Raw genomic sequence first — 15723 nt, 5'->3', positions numbered from 1 at the left:
TTAAGTCATGGGACTCGAAGAAAAGCTGCCGAGCGGCTTCCTGCTGACCACCGTCGAGCAGGCCGCGGGCTGGGTACGGAAGTCGTCGGTCTTCCCGGCCACCTTCGGCCTCGCCTGCTGCGCCATCGAGATGATGACCACCGGTGCCGGCCGCTACGACCTGGCGCGCTTCGGCATGGAGGTCTTCCGCGGCTCGCCGCGCCAGGCGGACCTGATGATCGTCGCCGGCCGGGTCAGCCAGAAGATGGCGCCGGTACTGCGGCAGGTCTACGACCAGATGCCGAACCCCAAGTGGGTGATCTCCATGGGGGTCTGCGCCTCCTCGGGCGGCATGTTCAACAACTACGCGATCGTCCAGGGCGTCGACCACATCGTCCCGGTCGACATCTACCTCCCCGGCTGCCCGCCACGGCCCGAGATGCTGATGGACGCCATCCTCAAACTGCACCACAAGATCCAGAACTCCAAGCTCGGCGTCAACGCCGAGGAGGCGGCCCGCGAGGCGGAGGAGGCGGCGCTCAAGGCCCTGCCCACCATCGAGATGAAGGGGCTGCTGCGATGAGCGACGCGAACGGGACCAACCCGGAGCGGGACCTGTCCGCGGAGAACCTGCCCGGTCAGCGCGGCCGGGGCGGCGAGGAGATCCGCGTCCAGCGCGGCATGTTCGGTGCGAACAACGGCGGCGACACCTCCGGCTACGGCGGCCTGGTCCGCTCGGTCCGCCTCCCCGGACCGGCGAACAGGCCCTACGGCGGCTGGTTCGACGAAGTCGCCGACGAACTGGAGGGCGCGCTGGAGGAGCAGGGCCTGCTCCCCGGCAACGCCATCGAGAAGACGGTCGTCGACCGCGGCGAACTGACCTTCCACATCGAGCGCGAGCACCTCGTCCGCGTCGCCCGCACCCTGCGCGACGACCCGGCCCTGCGGTTCGAACTCTGTACCGGCGTCAGCGGCGTCCACTACCCGCACGACAAGGGCCGCGAGCTGCACGCCGTCTACCACCTGCGCTCGATCACCCACAACCGGGTGATCCGCCTGGAGGTCAGCGCGCCCGACGCCGACCCGCACATCCCGTCGCTGTTCGAGGTCTACCCGACCAACGACTGGCACGAGCGCGAGACCTACGACTTCTTCGGCATCGTCTTCGACGGCCACCCCGCGCTGACGCGGATCATGATGCCGGACGACTGGCAGGGCTTTCCGCAGCGCAAGGACTATCCCCTCGGCGGCATCCCCGTCGAGTACAAGGGCGCCCAGATCCCGGCTCCGGACCAGCGGAGGTCGTACTCATGAGCAGCACTTCGCACGCCTCCCCCCGGGAGACCACCGAAGGCACCGTATATACGGTCACCGGCGGCGACTGGGACGAGGTCGTCCAGTCCGCGGCCCGCGCCGACGACGAGCGCCTCATCGTCAACATGGGTCCGCAGCACCCGTCCACGCACGGCGTGCTCCGCCTGATCCTGGAGATCGACGGCGAGACCGTCACCGAGGCCCGCTGCGGCATCGGCTACCTGCACACCGGCATCGAGAAGAACCTCGAATACCGGACGTGGACGCAGGGCACCACCTTCGTGACCCGCATGGACTACCTGACGCCGTTCTTCAACGAGACGGCGTACTGCCTCGGTGTCGAACAGCTCCTCGGCATCGAGGACCAGGTCCCGGACCGCGCCTCGATCATCCGGGTCCTCCTGATGGAGCTGAACCGGATGTCGTCGCACCTGGTGTGCATCGCCACCGGCGGCATGGAGCTGGGCGCCACCACGATCATGATCTACGGCTTCCGCGACCGTGAGCTGATCCTCGACATCTACGAGCTGATCACCGGCCTCAGGATGAACCACGCCTACATCCGCCCCGGCGGACTCGCCCAGGACCTGCCGCCCGGCTCGGTGGACCAGATCCGCGAGTTCGTGAAGAAGATGAAGAAGAACCTCCCGGAGTACGACAAGCTCGCCACCGGGAACCCCATCTTCAAGGCCCGCATGCAGGACGTCGGCTACCTCGACCTGGCCGGCTGCATGGCCCTCGGCGCCACCGGCCCGATCCTGCGCTCCACCGGCCTCCCGCACGACCTGCGCAAGTCCCAGCCGTACTGCGGCTACGAGACGTACGACTTCGACGTCCCGACCGCCGACACCTGCGACGCCTACGGCCGCTTCCTGATCCGCCTGGAGGAGATGCGCCAGTCGCTGCGGATCGTCGAGCAGTGCCTGGACCGGCTGGAGCCCGGCCCGGTCATGGTGCCGGACAAGAAGATCGCCTGGCCGGCCCAGCTCGCGCTCGGACCGGACGGACTGGGCAACTCCCTCGACCACATCAAGAAGATCATGGGCACCTCCATGGAGGCCCTGATCCACCACTTCAAGCTGGTCACCGAGGGATTCCGGGTGGCGCCGGGACAGACGTACACCGCGGTCGAGTCCCCCAAGGGCGAACTCGGGGTGCACGTCGTCTCCGACGGAGGCACCCGTCCCTACCGGGTCCACTTCCGCGACCCGTCCTTCACCAACCTGCAGGCCATGGCGGCGATGTGCGAGGGCGGCCAGGTCGCCGACGTCATCGTCGCGGTGGCGTCCATCGACCCCGTGATGGGAGGCGTCGACCGGTGACCACCCATTCCTCGGAGCGGGGCGTCGGACTCGGCATGCCCGAGCTGCCCGCGCCCGACTACCCGGACGACGTACGGGCCCGGCTGGAGGCCGACGCGCGGGAGGTCATCGCCCGCTATCCGGACTCCCGCTCGGCGCTGCTGCCGTTGCTGCATCTCGTGCAGTCGGAAGAAGGCCACGTCACGCGCACCGGTATGCGGTTCTGCGCGGAGGTGCTCGGCCTGACCACGGCCGAGGTCACGGCGGTGGCGACCTTCTACACCATGTACCGCCGCCGGCCGAGCGGCGACTACCAGGTCGGGGTGTGCACCAACACCCTGTGTGCCGTCATGGGCGGCGACGCGATCTTCGAAGAGCTCCAGGAGCACCTGGGCGTCGGCAACGGCGGGACGACCGACGACGGCAAGGTCACCCTGGAGCACATCGAGTGCAACGCGGCCTGCGACTACGCGCCGGTCGTGATGGTCAACTGGGAGTTCTTCGACAACCAGACGCCGGCGAGCGCCCGGCGCATGGTCGACGACCTCCGCGCGGGCCGTCAGGTCACGCCGACGCGCGGTGCGCCGCTGTGCACCTTCAAGGAGACCGCGCGCATCCTGGCGGGCTTCCCCGACGAGCGGGAGGGCGCGGTCGAGTCCGGCGGCAGCGCGGGACCCGCCTCCCTGGTCGGCCTGAAGCTGGCGAAGGGCGAGACGTCCGCCGCGCGCGTGGTGCATCCGCGCGGTGCCGCGCCCGAGGACGGCGCATCGCACGAGCCGTCGCCGAGCGAACACCTCAGCTCGCACGACGCGCCACAGGACACATCGGCCTCCGACCCCGCCCATCCGGCGGGGCCGACCGCGGAGGAGGGGGAGTGATGACGTTGGCGGCCGAGATCAAGGACCACAGCCCGGAGAAGCTGCTCGCACCCGTGCTGTCGGCCTTCTGGGACGAGGACGCGTCCTGGACGCTGGACGTGTACCGCAGGCACGAGGGGTACGAGGGGCTCCGCAAGGCGCTGGCCATGTCGCCGGACGACCTCATCGCGTACGTCAAGGACGCGGGTCTGCGCGGCCGGGGCGGCGCCGGGTTCCCGACGGGGATGAAGTGGCAGTTCATCCCGCAGGGTGACGGCAAGCCTCATTATCTTGTTGTCAACGCCGACGAATCGGAGCCGGGGACCTGCAAGGACATCCCGCTCCTCTTCGCGAACCCGCACAGCCTCATCGAGGGCATCGTGATCGCGTGCTACGCCATCAGGTCGTCGCATGCCTTCATCTATCTCCGGGGCGAAGTCGTCCCCGTTCTGCGGCGGTTGCACGAGGCCGTGCGCGAGGCACGTGAGGCGGGCTTCCTCGGCGAGAACATCCTGGGCAGCGGGCTCGATCTGGAGCTCACCGTGCACGCGGGCGCGGGCGCGTACATCTGCGGTGAGGAGACCGCACTGCTCGACTCGCTGGAAGGCCGCCGGGGTCAACCGCGGCTCCGTCCCCCCTTCCCGGCTGTGGCAGGTCTCTACGCCTGCCCCACTGTGGTGAACAACGTCGAGTCGATCGCGTCGGTTCCCGCGATCCTGAACAAGGGCAAGGACTGGTTCAGGGCGATGGGCAGCGAGAAGTCCCCGGGCTTCACGCTGTACTCCCTCTCCGGCCACGTCGCGAGCCCCGGCCAGTACGAGGCGCCGCTCGGCATCACCCTCCGCCAGCTTCTCGACATGAGCGGCGGGATGCGGCCCGGCCACCGGCTGAAGTTCTGGACACCGGGCGGCTCCTCGACCCCGATGTTCACCGACGAGCACCTCGACGTCCCCCTCGACTACGAGGGCGTGGGCGCCGCCGGCTCGATGCTCGGCACGAAAGCCCTCCAGTGCTTCGACGAGACGACCTGCGTCGTCCGCGCCGTCACCCGCTGGACCGAGTTCTACGCCCACGAGTCCTGCGGCAAGTGCACACCGTGCCGCGAAGGGACGTACTGGCTGGTGCAGTTGCTCCGCGACATCGAGGCCGGCAAGGGCCGCATGGAAGACCTCGACAAGCTGAACGACATCGCCGACAACATCAACGGCAAGTCCTTCTGCGCGCTCGGCGACGGTGCCGCCTCGCCGATCTTCTCCTCGCTGAAGTACTTCCGCGAGGAGTACGAGCAGCACGTCACGGGCCGCGGCTGCCCCTTCGACCCGGCCAGGTCGACGGCCTGGGCCGACCACCGTACGGAGGTGAACGCATGACTGTGACCACCAGCGCTCCCTCCGGCGGAGGCGAGGCCGCGGTCCCGCCGGAAGACCTGGTGTCGCTGACGATCGACGGCGTCGAGATCAGCGTGCCCAAGGGCACCCTGGTCATCCGGGCCGCCGAGCAGCTCGGCATCGAGATCCCCCGGTTCTGCGACCACCCGCTGCTCGACCCGGCCGGCGCCTGCCGCCAGTGCATCGTCGAGGTCGAGGGCCAGCGCAAGCCCATGGCGTCCTGCACCATCACCTGCACCGACGGGATGGTGGTGAAGACCCACCTCACCTCGCCGGTCGCGGAGAAGGCGCAGAAGGGTGTGATGGAGCTGCTGCTCATCAACCACCCGCTGGACTGCCCGGTCTGCGACAAGGGCGGCGAGTGCCCGCTGCAGAACCAGGCGATGTCGCACGGCAACGCCGAGTCCCGGTTCGAGGGCCGCAAGCGCACCTACGAGAAGCCCTTGCCGATCTCCACGCAGGTGCTGCTCGACCGTGAGCGGTGCGTGCTGTGCGCCCGCTGCACCCGGTTCTCCAACCAGGTCGCGGGCGACCCGATGATCGAGCTGGTCGAGCGCGGCGCCCTCCAGCAGGTCGGCACCGGGGAGGGCGACCCCTTCGAGTCGTACTTCTCCGGCAACACCATCCAGATCTGCCCGGTCGGCGCGCTGACCTCGGCCGCCTACCGGTTCCGCTCCCGCCCTTTCGACCTGGTCTCCTCACCGTCGGTGTGCGAGCACTGCTCCGGCGGCTGCGCCACCCGCACCGACCACCGGCGCGGCAAGGTCATGCGGCGCCTCGCGGCCTACGACCCCGAGGTCAACGAGGAGTGGATGTGCGACAAGGGACGGTTCGGATTCCGGTACGCGCAGCAGCGCGACCGGCTCAGCACGCCCCTGGTGCGCAACGCCGAGGGTGATCTGGAGCCCGCCTCCTGGCCGGAGGCGCTGCGGATCGCCGCACAGGGACTGCTCGCCTCGCGCGGGCGGACCGGTGTCCTGACCGGCGGACGGCTCACCGTCGAGGACGCCTACGCGTACAGCAAGTTCGCGCGCGTGGCGCTCGACACCAACGACATCGACTTCCGCGCGCGCGTGCACAGCGGCGAGGAGGCCGACTTCCTGGCCGCCCGGGTCGCCGGACGCGGCCGGGACCTCGACGGTACGGGGGTCACCTACGACGCGCTGGAGAAGGCGCCGGCGGTGCTGCTGGTCGGGTTCGAGGCGGAGGAGGAGGCGCCGGGCGTCTTCCTGCGGCTCCGCAAGGCCTGGCGCAAGCACGGGCAGCGGGTGTTCGCCCTCGCCACGCACGCCACCCGGGGTCTCACCAAGGCCGGCGGCACGCTGCTGCCCGCCGCGCCCGGCACCGAGACCGAGTGGCTGGACGCGCTGGCGGGCGGCGTCGGACTGGAGGACGCGGGCACGCTCGCCGCCGAGGCGCTGCGCGCCGAGGGTTCGGTGATCGTCGTAGGCGAGCGGCTCGCGGCCGTGGCGGGCGGGCTGACCGCCGCGGTGCGGACCGCGTCGGCCACCGGCGCCCGGCTGGTGTGGATCCCGCGCCGGGCCGGGGAGCGCGGCGCCATCGAGGCGGGTGCGCTGCCGTCGCTGCTGCCGGGCGGCCGTCCGGCCGGCGATCCGCGGGCGCGCGCCGAGGTCGCCGCCGCCTGGGGCCTGTCCGACCTGCCGCACCGCTACGGACGGGACACCGGCCGGATCATCGAGGCCGCCGCCGACGGGGAACTGCAGGCGCTGCTCGTCGCGGGCGTGGAGGTCACCGACCTGCCCGACCCGGCACGCGCGCGTGCGGCGCTGGCCGAGGCCGGTTTCGTGGTCTCGCTGGAGCTGCGGCCCGGTGAGGTCACCGAACTGGCCGACGTGGTCCTGCCCGTCGCCGCAGTCGCCGAGAAGGCCGGGACGTTCCTCAACTGGGAGGGCCGGGTCCGGTTCTTCGAGGCCGCGCTCAAGCCCGACCATATGACCCGCCGGGTCGCGCCCACGGACGCGCGCGTGCTGCAGATGCTGGCCGACGCCATGGACGTCCACCTGGGGCTGCCGGACCTGCGCACCGTACGCGCGGAGATCGACCGGCTCGGGCCCTGGGCCGGGGCCGGGGCGACCGGTCCCGTGGCGAGCGCCGCCGCGCTGCCGCGGCCGGCCGCCGGGGAGGCGGTGCTCGCCGGGCACCGGCTCCTGCTCGACCAGGGTCTCCTCCAGCAGGGCGACGAGGCGCTCGCGGGCACCCGGCACGCCGCACGCGCGCGGGTGTCGGCGGCCACGGCCGCCGAGGCGGGCGTCAAGGACGGCGACGTCCTCGCGGTGACCGGCCCCAAGGGGTCCGTGGAACTGCCGCTCCAGGTCACCGAGATGCCCGACCGCGTGGTGTGGCTGCCGCTGAACTCCGCCGGGACGGGCGTCGCCTCCGACGCCGGGGTGCTGCCCGGGTCCCTCGTCCGCATCGGCCCGGCGACGACCGTCGGCGCGGCCCCCCAGGAGGTGGAGGCATGAGTCCGTACCTCGCCGCTGAAGACCTCTCGATGTTCGGCCGCGACCCCTGGTGGCTGGTCGTCGTCAAGGCGGTGTTCTGCTTCGCGTTCCTGATGGTGACCGTGCTGATCGCCATCGTCATGGAGCGCAAGGTCGTCGCCTGGATGCAGCTGCGCGTCGGCCCCAACCGGCACGGCCCCTGGGGCATGCTCCAGTCGCTCGCCGACGGCATCAAACTGATGCTCAAGGAAGACGTCGTCGTCAAACGCGCCGACAAGGCCGTGTACATCCTCGCGCCGGTCGTCGCCGCGATCCCCGCCTTCATGGCGTTCGCGGTGATCCCCTTCGGACCGGCCGGCAACGAGATCTCGATCTTCGGTCAGCGCACCACCATGCAGCTCACCGACCTGCCGATCGCGATGCTCTACATCCTCGCGGTCGCCTCGGTCGGCATCTACGGCATCGTCCTCGCCGGCTGGAGCTCCGGCTCGACCTATCCGCTCCTCGGCGGACTGCGCTCCTGCGCGCAGATGATCTCGTACGAGATCGCGATGGGCGCCGCGTTCGCCTCGGTGTTCCTGTACTCCGGGTCGATGTCGACCTCGGCGATCGTCGAGGCGCAGGCGGACCGCTGGTACATCCTGCTGCTGCCGGTCTCCTTCCTGCTCTACGTCGTGACGATGGTCGGTGAGACCAACCGCGCGCCGTTCGACATGCCGGAGTCCGAGGGCGACCTGGTCGGCGGCTTCAACACCGAGTACTCGTCGATCAAGTTCGCGATGTTCATGCTCGCCGAGTACGTGAACATGGTGACGGTCTCGGCGGTCACGACCACCCTCTTCCTCGGCGGCTGGCGGGCCCCGTGGCCGGTCAGCACCTTCTGGGAGGGCGCCAACCACGGCTGGTGGCCGATGCTGTGGTTCGTCGTCAAGGTCCAGGTGCTGCTGTTCGTCTTCGTCTGGCTGCGCGGCACCCTGCCCCGCGTCCGCTACGACCAGTTGATGAAGCTCGGCTGGAAGGTGCTCATCCCGGTCTCGCTGGTGTGGCTGATGCTCGTCGCGACCGTCCGGGCGCTCAGGAACGAGAACTACGACTTCGCCGACATCGCGCTGTATGTCTGCGGTGCCGTCATCGTCGTCCTGCTGCTGTCCTTCGTCTTCGACCTGTACCGCGACAAGGGCAAGCGGGCCGAGCAGCCCGCGGAGGAACCGGCCGGATTCGATCCGATGGCCGGCGGGTTCCCCGTGCCGCCGCTGCCGGGACAGGAGTTGCCACCGGTGCCGAGGCGCCGTTCCCGCCGCGAGCGGGAGCTGATTGTCAGTGGTGGTCCCGATACTCAGAGTGACGGACCGCTGGGTGGACCGACGGATGGAAAGGAGGCGTCCGATGGCTGAGGAGCCCAAGGAGGCCGGGCAGTCCAAGCCCGGTTTCCAGAATCCCGTGGCCGGCTTCGGCGTGACCTTCAAGGCCATGTTCAAGAAGCGGCTGACCGAGCAGTACCCGGAGCAGCAGAAGACCACCGCTCCGCGCTTCCACGGACGGCACCAGCTCAACCGCCATCCGGACGGCCTGGAGAAGTGCGTCGGCTGCGAGCTGTGCGCCTGGGCGTGCCCGGCCGACGCGATCTACGTGGAGGGTGCGGACAACACCGAGGAGGAGCGCTACTCGCCGGGCGAGCGGTACGGGCGCGTCTACCAGATCAACTACGCCCGCTGCATCCTGTGCGGCCTGTGCATCGAGGCGTGTCCCACGCGCGCGCTGACGATGACCAACGAGTTCGAGCTGGCCGACTCCAGCCGGGCCGACCTGATCTTCACCAAGGAGCAGCTGCTCGCCGGTCTCGACGACGGCATGGTCGACTCCCCGCACGCCATCTACCCGGGGACCGACGAGCAGGACTACTACCGAGGGCTGGTCACCGAGGCCGCTCCCGGTACCGAGCGGCAGGTCGCGCTCTCCAAGGGCGAGGTCCCGCAGGAGGCCGCGTCGACCTCCGGCGAGGACGAGCCCGCGTCGCAGGAGGTGATCCGCCGATGACCGCGCAGTTCGCCGCCGCGGTGACTCTCTCCGCCTCCACCTCCACCGGGGAGGCCGTCCAGTTCTGGATCCTCGGCACCGTCGCGGTGATCGGCGCCCTGTGCACCGTCCTCATGAAGAAGGCCGTGCACAGCGCCCTCTGCCTCGCCGGGACCATGATCATTCTGGCCGTGTTCTACCTGGCCAACGGCGCCTACTTCCTCGGCGTCGTCCAGATCGTCGTCTACACCGGCGCGATCATGATGCTGTTCCTGTTCGTGGTGATGCTGGTCGGCGTCACCGCGGCGGACTCCCTGAAGGAGACCATCAGGGGCCAGCGCTGGCTGGCCCTGCTCTGCGGGCTCGGTTTCGGCGTCCTGCTGATCGCGGGTATCGGCAACGCCTCCCTCACCGAGTTCACCGGCGTGGGACAGGCCAACGCCGGCGGCAACGTGGAGGGCCTGGCCTCCCTCATTTTCACCAAGTACGTCTTCGCCTTCGAGATCACCGGCGCCCTGCTGATCACCGCGGCGGTCGGCGCGATGGTGCTCACCCACCGCGAGCGCACCGAGCGCGCCAAGACACAGCGCGAACTGGCTCAGGAGCGCGTCCGGGAGGGCAAGTACCTGCCGCCGCTCCCGGCGCCCGGCGTGTACGCCCGGCACAACGCCGTGGACATCGCGGGCCTGCTGCCCGACGGCACCCCCTCGGAGCTGACGGTCATGCAGACGCTGCGCGACCGTGGCCAGGTCAGGGACGTGTCGACGGAGGCGCTCGACGACCTGAAGGCCCTGGAGCAGCGCGCCCAGGAGCGGCTGGAGCGCGGTCCCGTGGACCGGGCCGCCTTCGAGCGGGACGCCCGCGCGCGTGCTGAGGAGGCGTCGAAGTGAATCCCGTCAACTACCTGTACCTCGCGGCCCTGCTGTTCACGATCGGCGCCACCGGGGTGCTGATCCGGCGCAACGCCATCGTGGTGTTCATGTGCGTGGAGCTGATGCTCAACGCCTGCAACCTGGCGTTCGTCGCCTTCTCCCGGATGCACGGCAACCTGGACGGCCAGATCATCGCCTTCTTCACGATGGTCGTCGCCGCCGCGGAGGTCGTGGTCGGGCTGGCGATCATCGTGTCCCTGTTCCGTTCCCGCCACTCGGCCTCGGTCGACGACGCCAGCCTGATGAAGCTGTGAGGGGTCGCTGAATCGTGGAGTCTCTTATCGCGCTGCTGGTGGCGGCGCCTCTGCTCGGAGCGGCGGTCCTGCTGTGCGGCGGACGCCGGCTGGACGCCGTCGGCCACTGGATCGGCACGGTCCTGGCCGCCGCGTCCTTCGTGATCGGCGCCGTCCTCTTCACCGACATGCTGGGCAAGGGCGGTGAGGAACGCACCCTGACCCAGCACCTGTTCAGCTGGGTCCCCGTCGAGGGCTTCCAGGCCGACGTCGCCTTCCGCCTCGACCAGTTGTCGATGACGTTCGTCCTGCTGATCACCGGCGTCGGCTCGCTGATCCACCTGTACTCCGTGGCGTACATGGAGCACGACGAGCGCCGCCGCCGCTTCTTCGGCTATCTGAACCTGTTCCTGGCGGCGATGCTCATCCTGGTCCTCGCCGACAACTACCTGCTGCTGTACGTCGGCTGGGAGGGCGTCGGCCTCGCCTCCTACCTGCTGATCGGCTTCTGGCAGCACAAGCCCAGTGCCGCGACGGCCGCGAAGAAGGCCTTCCTGGTCAACCGCGTCGGCGACATGGGCCTGTCGATCGCGATCATGCTGATGTTCCTCTGGTTCGGCACCTTCGCCTTCGGGCCGGTGCTCGGCACCGTGGCGGAGCCCGGCCTGGCCGGGGAGGCCGGCGAGGGCAAGCTCACCGCGATCGCGCTGATGCTGCTGCTCGCCGCCTGCGGCAAGTCGGCCCAGGTGCCGCTCCAGTCCTGGCTCGGCGACGCGATGGAGGGCCCGACCCCGGTCTCGGCCCTCATCCACGCCGCGACCATGGTGACCGCGGGCGTCTACCTGATCGTGCGGTCCGCGGCGATCTTCAACGGCGCGCCCGACGCGCAGCTCGTCGTCACCATCGTCGGCGCGGTCACGCTGCTCTTCGGTGCGATCGTCGGTTGCGCCAAGGACGACATCAAGAAGGCGCTCGCCGGGTCGACCATGTCGCAGATCGGCTACATGGTGCTCGCCGCGGGCCTCGGCCCCATCGGCTACGTCTTCGCCATCATGCACCTCGTGACGCACGGCTTCTTCAAGGCCGGGCTGTTCCTGGGGGCCGGTTCGGTCATGCACGGCATGAACGACGAGGTCGACATGCGCCGTTACGGCGGACTCAGGAAGTACATGCCGGTCACGTTCGTCACCTTCGGCCTCGGCTACCTCGCCATCATCGGCTTCCCGGGCCTGTCGGGCTTCTTCTCCAAGGACAAGATCATCGAGGCGGCGTTCGCCAAGGGCGGCACCGAGGGCTGGATCCTCGGCGCCTGCGCCCTGCTGGGCGCGGCCGTCACGGCGTACTACATGACGCGCGTGATGCTGATGACGTTCTTCGGCGAGGAGCGCTGGCGCGAGGCACCGACGCCGTCCCCGGCCGAGCCGGACGTGGAGCCCGCCGCCGAGACCCGCGGCGAGTACACACCTCCGCACCCGCACGAGTCGCCGGGCGCCATGACGATCCCGATGATCGTGCTGGCCGTCGGGTCGGTCGCGGGCGGCGCGTTCTTCAGCCTCGGCGACCGGTTCCTGCACTGGCTGGAGCCGATCACCGCGCACGAACACGGCCACCCGCCGATCGGCGCCCTGACGGTCACGCTCTCCACGGTCGCCGTGATGGTGATCGGCGTCGCCCTCGCCTGGGCGCAGTACGGCCGCCGTCCCGTCCCGGCCGTCGCCCCGCGCGGGTCGCTGCTCACCCGGGCCGCCCGGCGCGACCTGCTCCAGGACGACTTCAACCACGTCGTCCTGGTCCGCGGCGGCGAGCACCTCACCCGCTCCCTGGTCTACGTCGACCACACCCTGGTCGACGGCGTCGTCAACGGCACGGCGGCCTCCGTCGGCGGGCTGTCCGGGCGGATGCGCAAGGTGCAGAACGGCTTCGCGCGCAGTTACGCGGTCTCGATGTTCGGCGGTGCGGCGGTCCTCGTCGCCGCGACCCTGCTGATGAGGGCGGTCTGATACCGATGTCCTTTCCCCTGCTGACAGCGACGGCGGTACTGCCGGCCGTCGGGGCGATCGCGACGGCCGCCGTGCCGGCCGCGAAGCGCACCGCGGCCAAATGGCTCGCGCTGCTGTTCTCGCTGGCCACGCTCGCGCTCGCGGTCGTCATCCTGGTCCGCTTCGATCCGAACGCCGACCCGGAGGACGGCCGTTTCCAGCTCACCGAGCGACACTCCTGGATCGCCGACTTCGGCGTCCGCTACGAACTGGGCGTCGACGGCATCGCGGTGGCACTGATCGCGCTGACCGCCCTGCTCATCCCGTTCATCGTGCTCGCCGGGTGGAACGACGCCGACCCGCTGGAGACCGGCAGCAGCCGGTGGCGGCCGACGCAGGGCTTCTTCGCCCTGATCCTGGCCGTCGAGGCGATGGTGATCATCTCCTTCGAGGCCACCGACGTCTTCCTCTTCTACATCTTCTTCGAAGCCATGCTCATCCCGATGTACTTCCTCATCGGCGGCTTCGGCGACCGGGCCCACGAGCACGGCGAGAAGACGGCGGCGACGCAGCGGTCGTACGCGGCGGTGAAGTTCCTCCTCTACAACCTGGCCGGCGGTCTGATCATGCTGGCCGCGGTGATCGGCCTGTACGTCGTCGCCGGGAACTTCTCGCTCCAGGAGATCGCCCAGGCGCGCGCCGACGGCTCGCTCGTCATGGCGACCGACACCGAACGCTGGCTGTTCCTGGGTTTCTTCTTCGCCTTCGCGGTGAAGGCGCCACTGTGGCCGCTGCACACCTGGCTGCCCAACGCCATGCAGGAGTCCACCGCCCCGGTCGCCGTGCTGATCACGGCGGTCGTCGACAAGGTGGGCACGTTCGCGATGCTCCGCTTCTGCCTCCAGCTCTTCCCGGAGGCCAGCAAGTGGGCGACGCCCGTCATCCTCGTCCTGGCGCTGATCAGCATCGTCTACGGGGCGCTGCTCGCGGTCGGCCAGCGCGACATCAAGCGGCTGGTGGCGTACGCGTCGATCTCCCACTTCGGCTTCATCGTCATGGGCATCTTCGCGATGACGAGCCAGGGCCAGTCCGGTGCCACGCTCTACATGGTCAACCACGGCATCTCGACCGCCGCGCTGATGCTGGTGGCCGGATTCCTGATCTCGCGGCGCGGCTCGCGGCTCATCGCCGACTACGGCGGGGTGCAGAAGGTCGCCCCGGTGCTCGCGGGCACCTTCCTGATCGGCAGCCTGGCGACCCTGTCGCTGCCGGGGCTCGCGCCGTTCGTCAGTGAGTTCCTGGTCCTGGTCGGCACGTTCACGCGCTATCCGGTGATCGGCATCATCGCGACGTTCGGCATCGTCCTGGCCGCGCTGTACACCCTCGTCCTCTACCAGCGCACGATGACCGGCCCCGTGAAGCCGGAGGTCGCCACCATGCCGGACCTGCGCGTGCGCGAGGTACTGGTCGTGGCGCCGCTGGTCGTCCTGCTGATCTTCCTGGGCGTCTACCCGAAGCCCGTGGCGGACATCATCGACCCGGCGGTCGAGCAGACCATGTCCGACGTCCATAAGAAGGACCCCCAGCCCGAGGTGGAGGCGGCCAAGTGAGCGCATCAGCCGTCCACAGCCTGTGGACAACGGCGGCCGATCCGATCACCAAGATCGACGCGCCGAAGATCGAGTACGGGCAGCTGTCGCCCACCCTGATCGTCGTCGGAGCGGCGATCGTCGGCATCCTCGTCGAGGCGTTCGTGCCGCGCAGGTCGCGGTATTACGCGCAGTTGTTCGTCTCCGCCGTCGCGCTCGTCGCCGCCTTCGCCGCGGTCGTCGCGCTCGCGGCGGGCGGCTACGGCACGACCAAGGCGCACATCGCCGCGATGGGCGCCATCGCCGTCGACGGACCGGCGCTCTTCCTCCAGGGCACGATCCTGCTGGCGGGCCTGGTCGGCCTCTTCACCTTCGCCGAACGGCGGCTCGACCCGGCGGCGCACGGCAACCGCGTGGACTCCTTCGCCGCGCAGGCCGCGTCCGTGCCGGGCAGCGACAGCGAGCAGAAGGCGGTGAAGGCGGGATTCGCCACCACCGAGGTGTTCCCGCTGCTGCTGTTCGCGATCGCCGGCATGTTGGTCTTCCCCGCGGCCAACGACCTGCTGACGCTCTTCGTGGCGCTGGAGGTCTTCTCACTCCCGCTGTACCTGCTGTGCGCGCTGGCCCGCCGCAAGCGGCTGATGTCGCAGGAAGCGGCGGTCAAGTACTTCCTGCTCGGCGCGTTCGCCTCCGCCTTCACCCTGTTCGGCATCGCCCTGCTCTACGGCTACGCGGGCTCGATGTCCTACGGCGCGATCGCGAAGGTCGTCGACGGGTCGATCACCGAGGTCACCCCGGCGCTCGCCGACACCATGGGCAACGACGCGCTGCTCCTCGTCGGCGCCGCGCTGATCGTCATGGGCCTGCTGTTCAAGGTGGGCGCCGTGCCGTTCCACATGTGGACGCCGGACGTCTACCAGGGCGCGCCGACACCGGTCACCGGGTTCATGGCGGCGGCCACCAAGGTGGCGGCCTTCGGCGCGCTGCTGCGCATCCTCTACGTCGTCCTGCCGGGGCTGCGCTGGGACTGGCGGCCGGTGATGTGGGGCGTGGCGATCGTCACCATGCTGGGCGGTGCGATCGTCGCGATCACGCAGACCGACATCAAGCGGCTGCTGGCGTACTCCTCGATCGCGCACGCGGGCTTCATCCTCGCGGGCGTCATCGCGACCACGCCGGACGGCGTCTCCTCCGTCCTCTTCTACCTGGCCGCGTACTCCTTCGTCACGATCGGCGCGTTCGCCGTGGTGACGCTGGTGCGGGACCCGGGCGGCGAGGCGACGCACCTGTCGAAGTGGGCCGGGCTCGGCCGCAGGTCGCCGCTGGTGGCGGCGGTCTTCGCGGTGTTCCTGCTGGCCTTCGCCGGTATCCCGCTGACCTCCGGGTTCGCGGGGAAGTTCGCCGTGTTCAAGGCGGCGGCGGAAGGCGGCGCGGCGCCGCTGGTCGTGATCGGTGTGATCTCCTCGGCGATCGCGGCGTTCTTCTACATCCGCGTGATCGTGCTCATGTTCTTCAGCGATCCCCGGCCGGAGGGCCCGACGGTCGCCGTGCCGTCGCCGCTGACCATGACGGCGATCGGCGTGGGCGTGGCGGTCACCGTGGTGCTGGGCGTGGCGCCGCAGTACTTCCTGGACCTGGCGGGACAGGCGGGGACGTTCGTGCGCTGACGCGAC

13 protein-coding genes are annotated in these 15723 nt (G+C 69.9%); all 13 read left to right on the top strand.

Going from position 1 to position 15723, the window contains the following annotated elements:
• Window positions 1-7 precede the first annotated feature (7 nt).
• From UW392_RS55650 to nuoN, 13 genes are read left to right on the top strand one after another with little or no spacing between them, the layout of a single operon-like run.
• Window positions 8-562: a NuoB/complex I 20 kDa subunit family protein gene (locus UW392_RS55650; protein WP_029381065.1), complete on the top strand. Its 555-nt coding sequence runs from the start codon at window positions 8-10 to the stop codon at window positions 560-562.
• Window positions 559-1293 carry an NADH-quinone oxidoreductase subunit C gene (locus UW392_RS55645; protein ID WP_320783128.1) on the top strand — a complete coding sequence of 245 codons (735 nt, stop codon included), beginning with the start codon at window positions 559-561 and terminating at the stop codon, window positions 1291-1293. Before UW392_RS55650 ends, UW392_RS55645 begins: the two co-directional genes overlap by 4 nt.
• Window positions 1290-2615, top strand: a complete 1326-nt coding sequence (locus UW392_RS55640; RefSeq protein WP_320783127.1) for an NADH-quinone oxidoreductase subunit D — start codon at window positions 1290-1292, stop codon at window positions 2613-2615. Before UW392_RS55645 ends, UW392_RS55640 begins: the two co-directional genes overlap by 4 nt.
• A complete protein-coding gene (gene nuoE / locus UW392_RS55635) occupies window positions 2612-3472 on the top strand; it encodes an NADH-quinone oxidoreductase subunit NuoE (protein ID WP_320783126.1) in 861 nt (286 codons plus the stop codon). The genes UW392_RS55640 and nuoE overlap by 4 nt, the downstream gene beginning before the upstream one ends.
• Window positions 3469-4821, top strand: a complete 1353-nt coding sequence (gene nuoF, locus UW392_RS55630; RefSeq protein WP_320783125.1) for an NADH-quinone oxidoreductase subunit NuoF — start codon at window positions 3469-3471, stop codon at window positions 4819-4821. Before nuoE ends, nuoF begins: the two co-directional genes overlap by 4 nt.
• On the top strand, window positions 4818-7322 hold the full coding sequence (locus tag UW392_RS55625; RefSeq protein WP_320783124.1) for an NADH-quinone oxidoreductase subunit G: 2505 nt from the start codon (window positions 4818-4820) through the stop codon (window positions 7320-7322). Before nuoF ends, UW392_RS55625 begins: the two co-directional genes overlap by 4 nt.
• Window positions 7319-8695: an NADH-quinone oxidoreductase subunit NuoH gene (gene nuoH / locus UW392_RS55620; RefSeq protein WP_320783123.1), complete on the top strand. Its 1377-nt coding sequence runs from the start codon at window positions 7319-7321 to the stop codon at window positions 8693-8695. Before UW392_RS55625 ends, nuoH begins: the two co-directional genes overlap by 4 nt.
• On the top strand, window positions 8688-9338 hold the full coding sequence (gene nuoI / locus UW392_RS55615; RefSeq protein ID WP_320783122.1) for an NADH-quinone oxidoreductase subunit NuoI: 651 nt from the start codon (window positions 8688-8690) through the stop codon (window positions 9336-9338). Before nuoH ends, nuoI begins: the two co-directional genes overlap by 8 nt.
• Entirely contained in the window at window positions 9335-10207 is an 873-nt protein-coding gene (locus UW392_RS55610; RefSeq protein WP_320783121.1) for an NADH-quinone oxidoreductase subunit J, read from the top strand. Before nuoI ends, UW392_RS55610 begins: the two co-directional genes overlap by 4 nt.
• The gene (gene nuoK, locus UW392_RS55605; protein ID WP_004927567.1) at window positions 10204-10503 is read left to right on the top strand and encodes an NADH-quinone oxidoreductase subunit NuoK; all 300 of its coding nucleotides are present in this window, start codon (window positions 10204-10206) and stop codon (window positions 10501-10503) included. The genes UW392_RS55610 and nuoK overlap by 4 nt, the downstream gene beginning before the upstream one ends.
• A gap of 14 nt (window positions 10504-10517) precedes the next feature.
• Window positions 10518-12482 carry an NADH-quinone oxidoreductase subunit L gene (gene nuoL, locus UW392_RS55600; RefSeq protein ID WP_320783120.1) on the top strand — a complete coding sequence of 655 codons (1965 nt, stop codon included), beginning with the start codon at window positions 10518-10520 and terminating at the stop codon, window positions 12480-12482.
• 5 nt (window positions 12483-12487) lie between these two features.
• Window positions 12488-14071: an NADH-quinone oxidoreductase subunit M gene (locus UW392_RS55595; protein ID WP_320783119.1), complete on the top strand. Its 1584-nt coding sequence runs from the start codon at window positions 12488-12490 to the stop codon at window positions 14069-14071.
• Entirely contained in the window at window positions 14068-15717 is a 1650-nt protein-coding gene (nuoN, locus tag UW392_RS55590; RefSeq protein WP_320783118.1) for an NADH-quinone oxidoreductase subunit NuoN, read from the top strand. Before UW392_RS55595 ends, nuoN begins: the two co-directional genes overlap by 4 nt.
• Window positions 15718-15723 lie beyond the last annotated feature (6 nt).

The organism is Streptomyces sp. CRN 30, from assembly GCF_034105845.1.
This window is presented reverse-complemented; position numbering and strand designations above follow the sequence as displayed.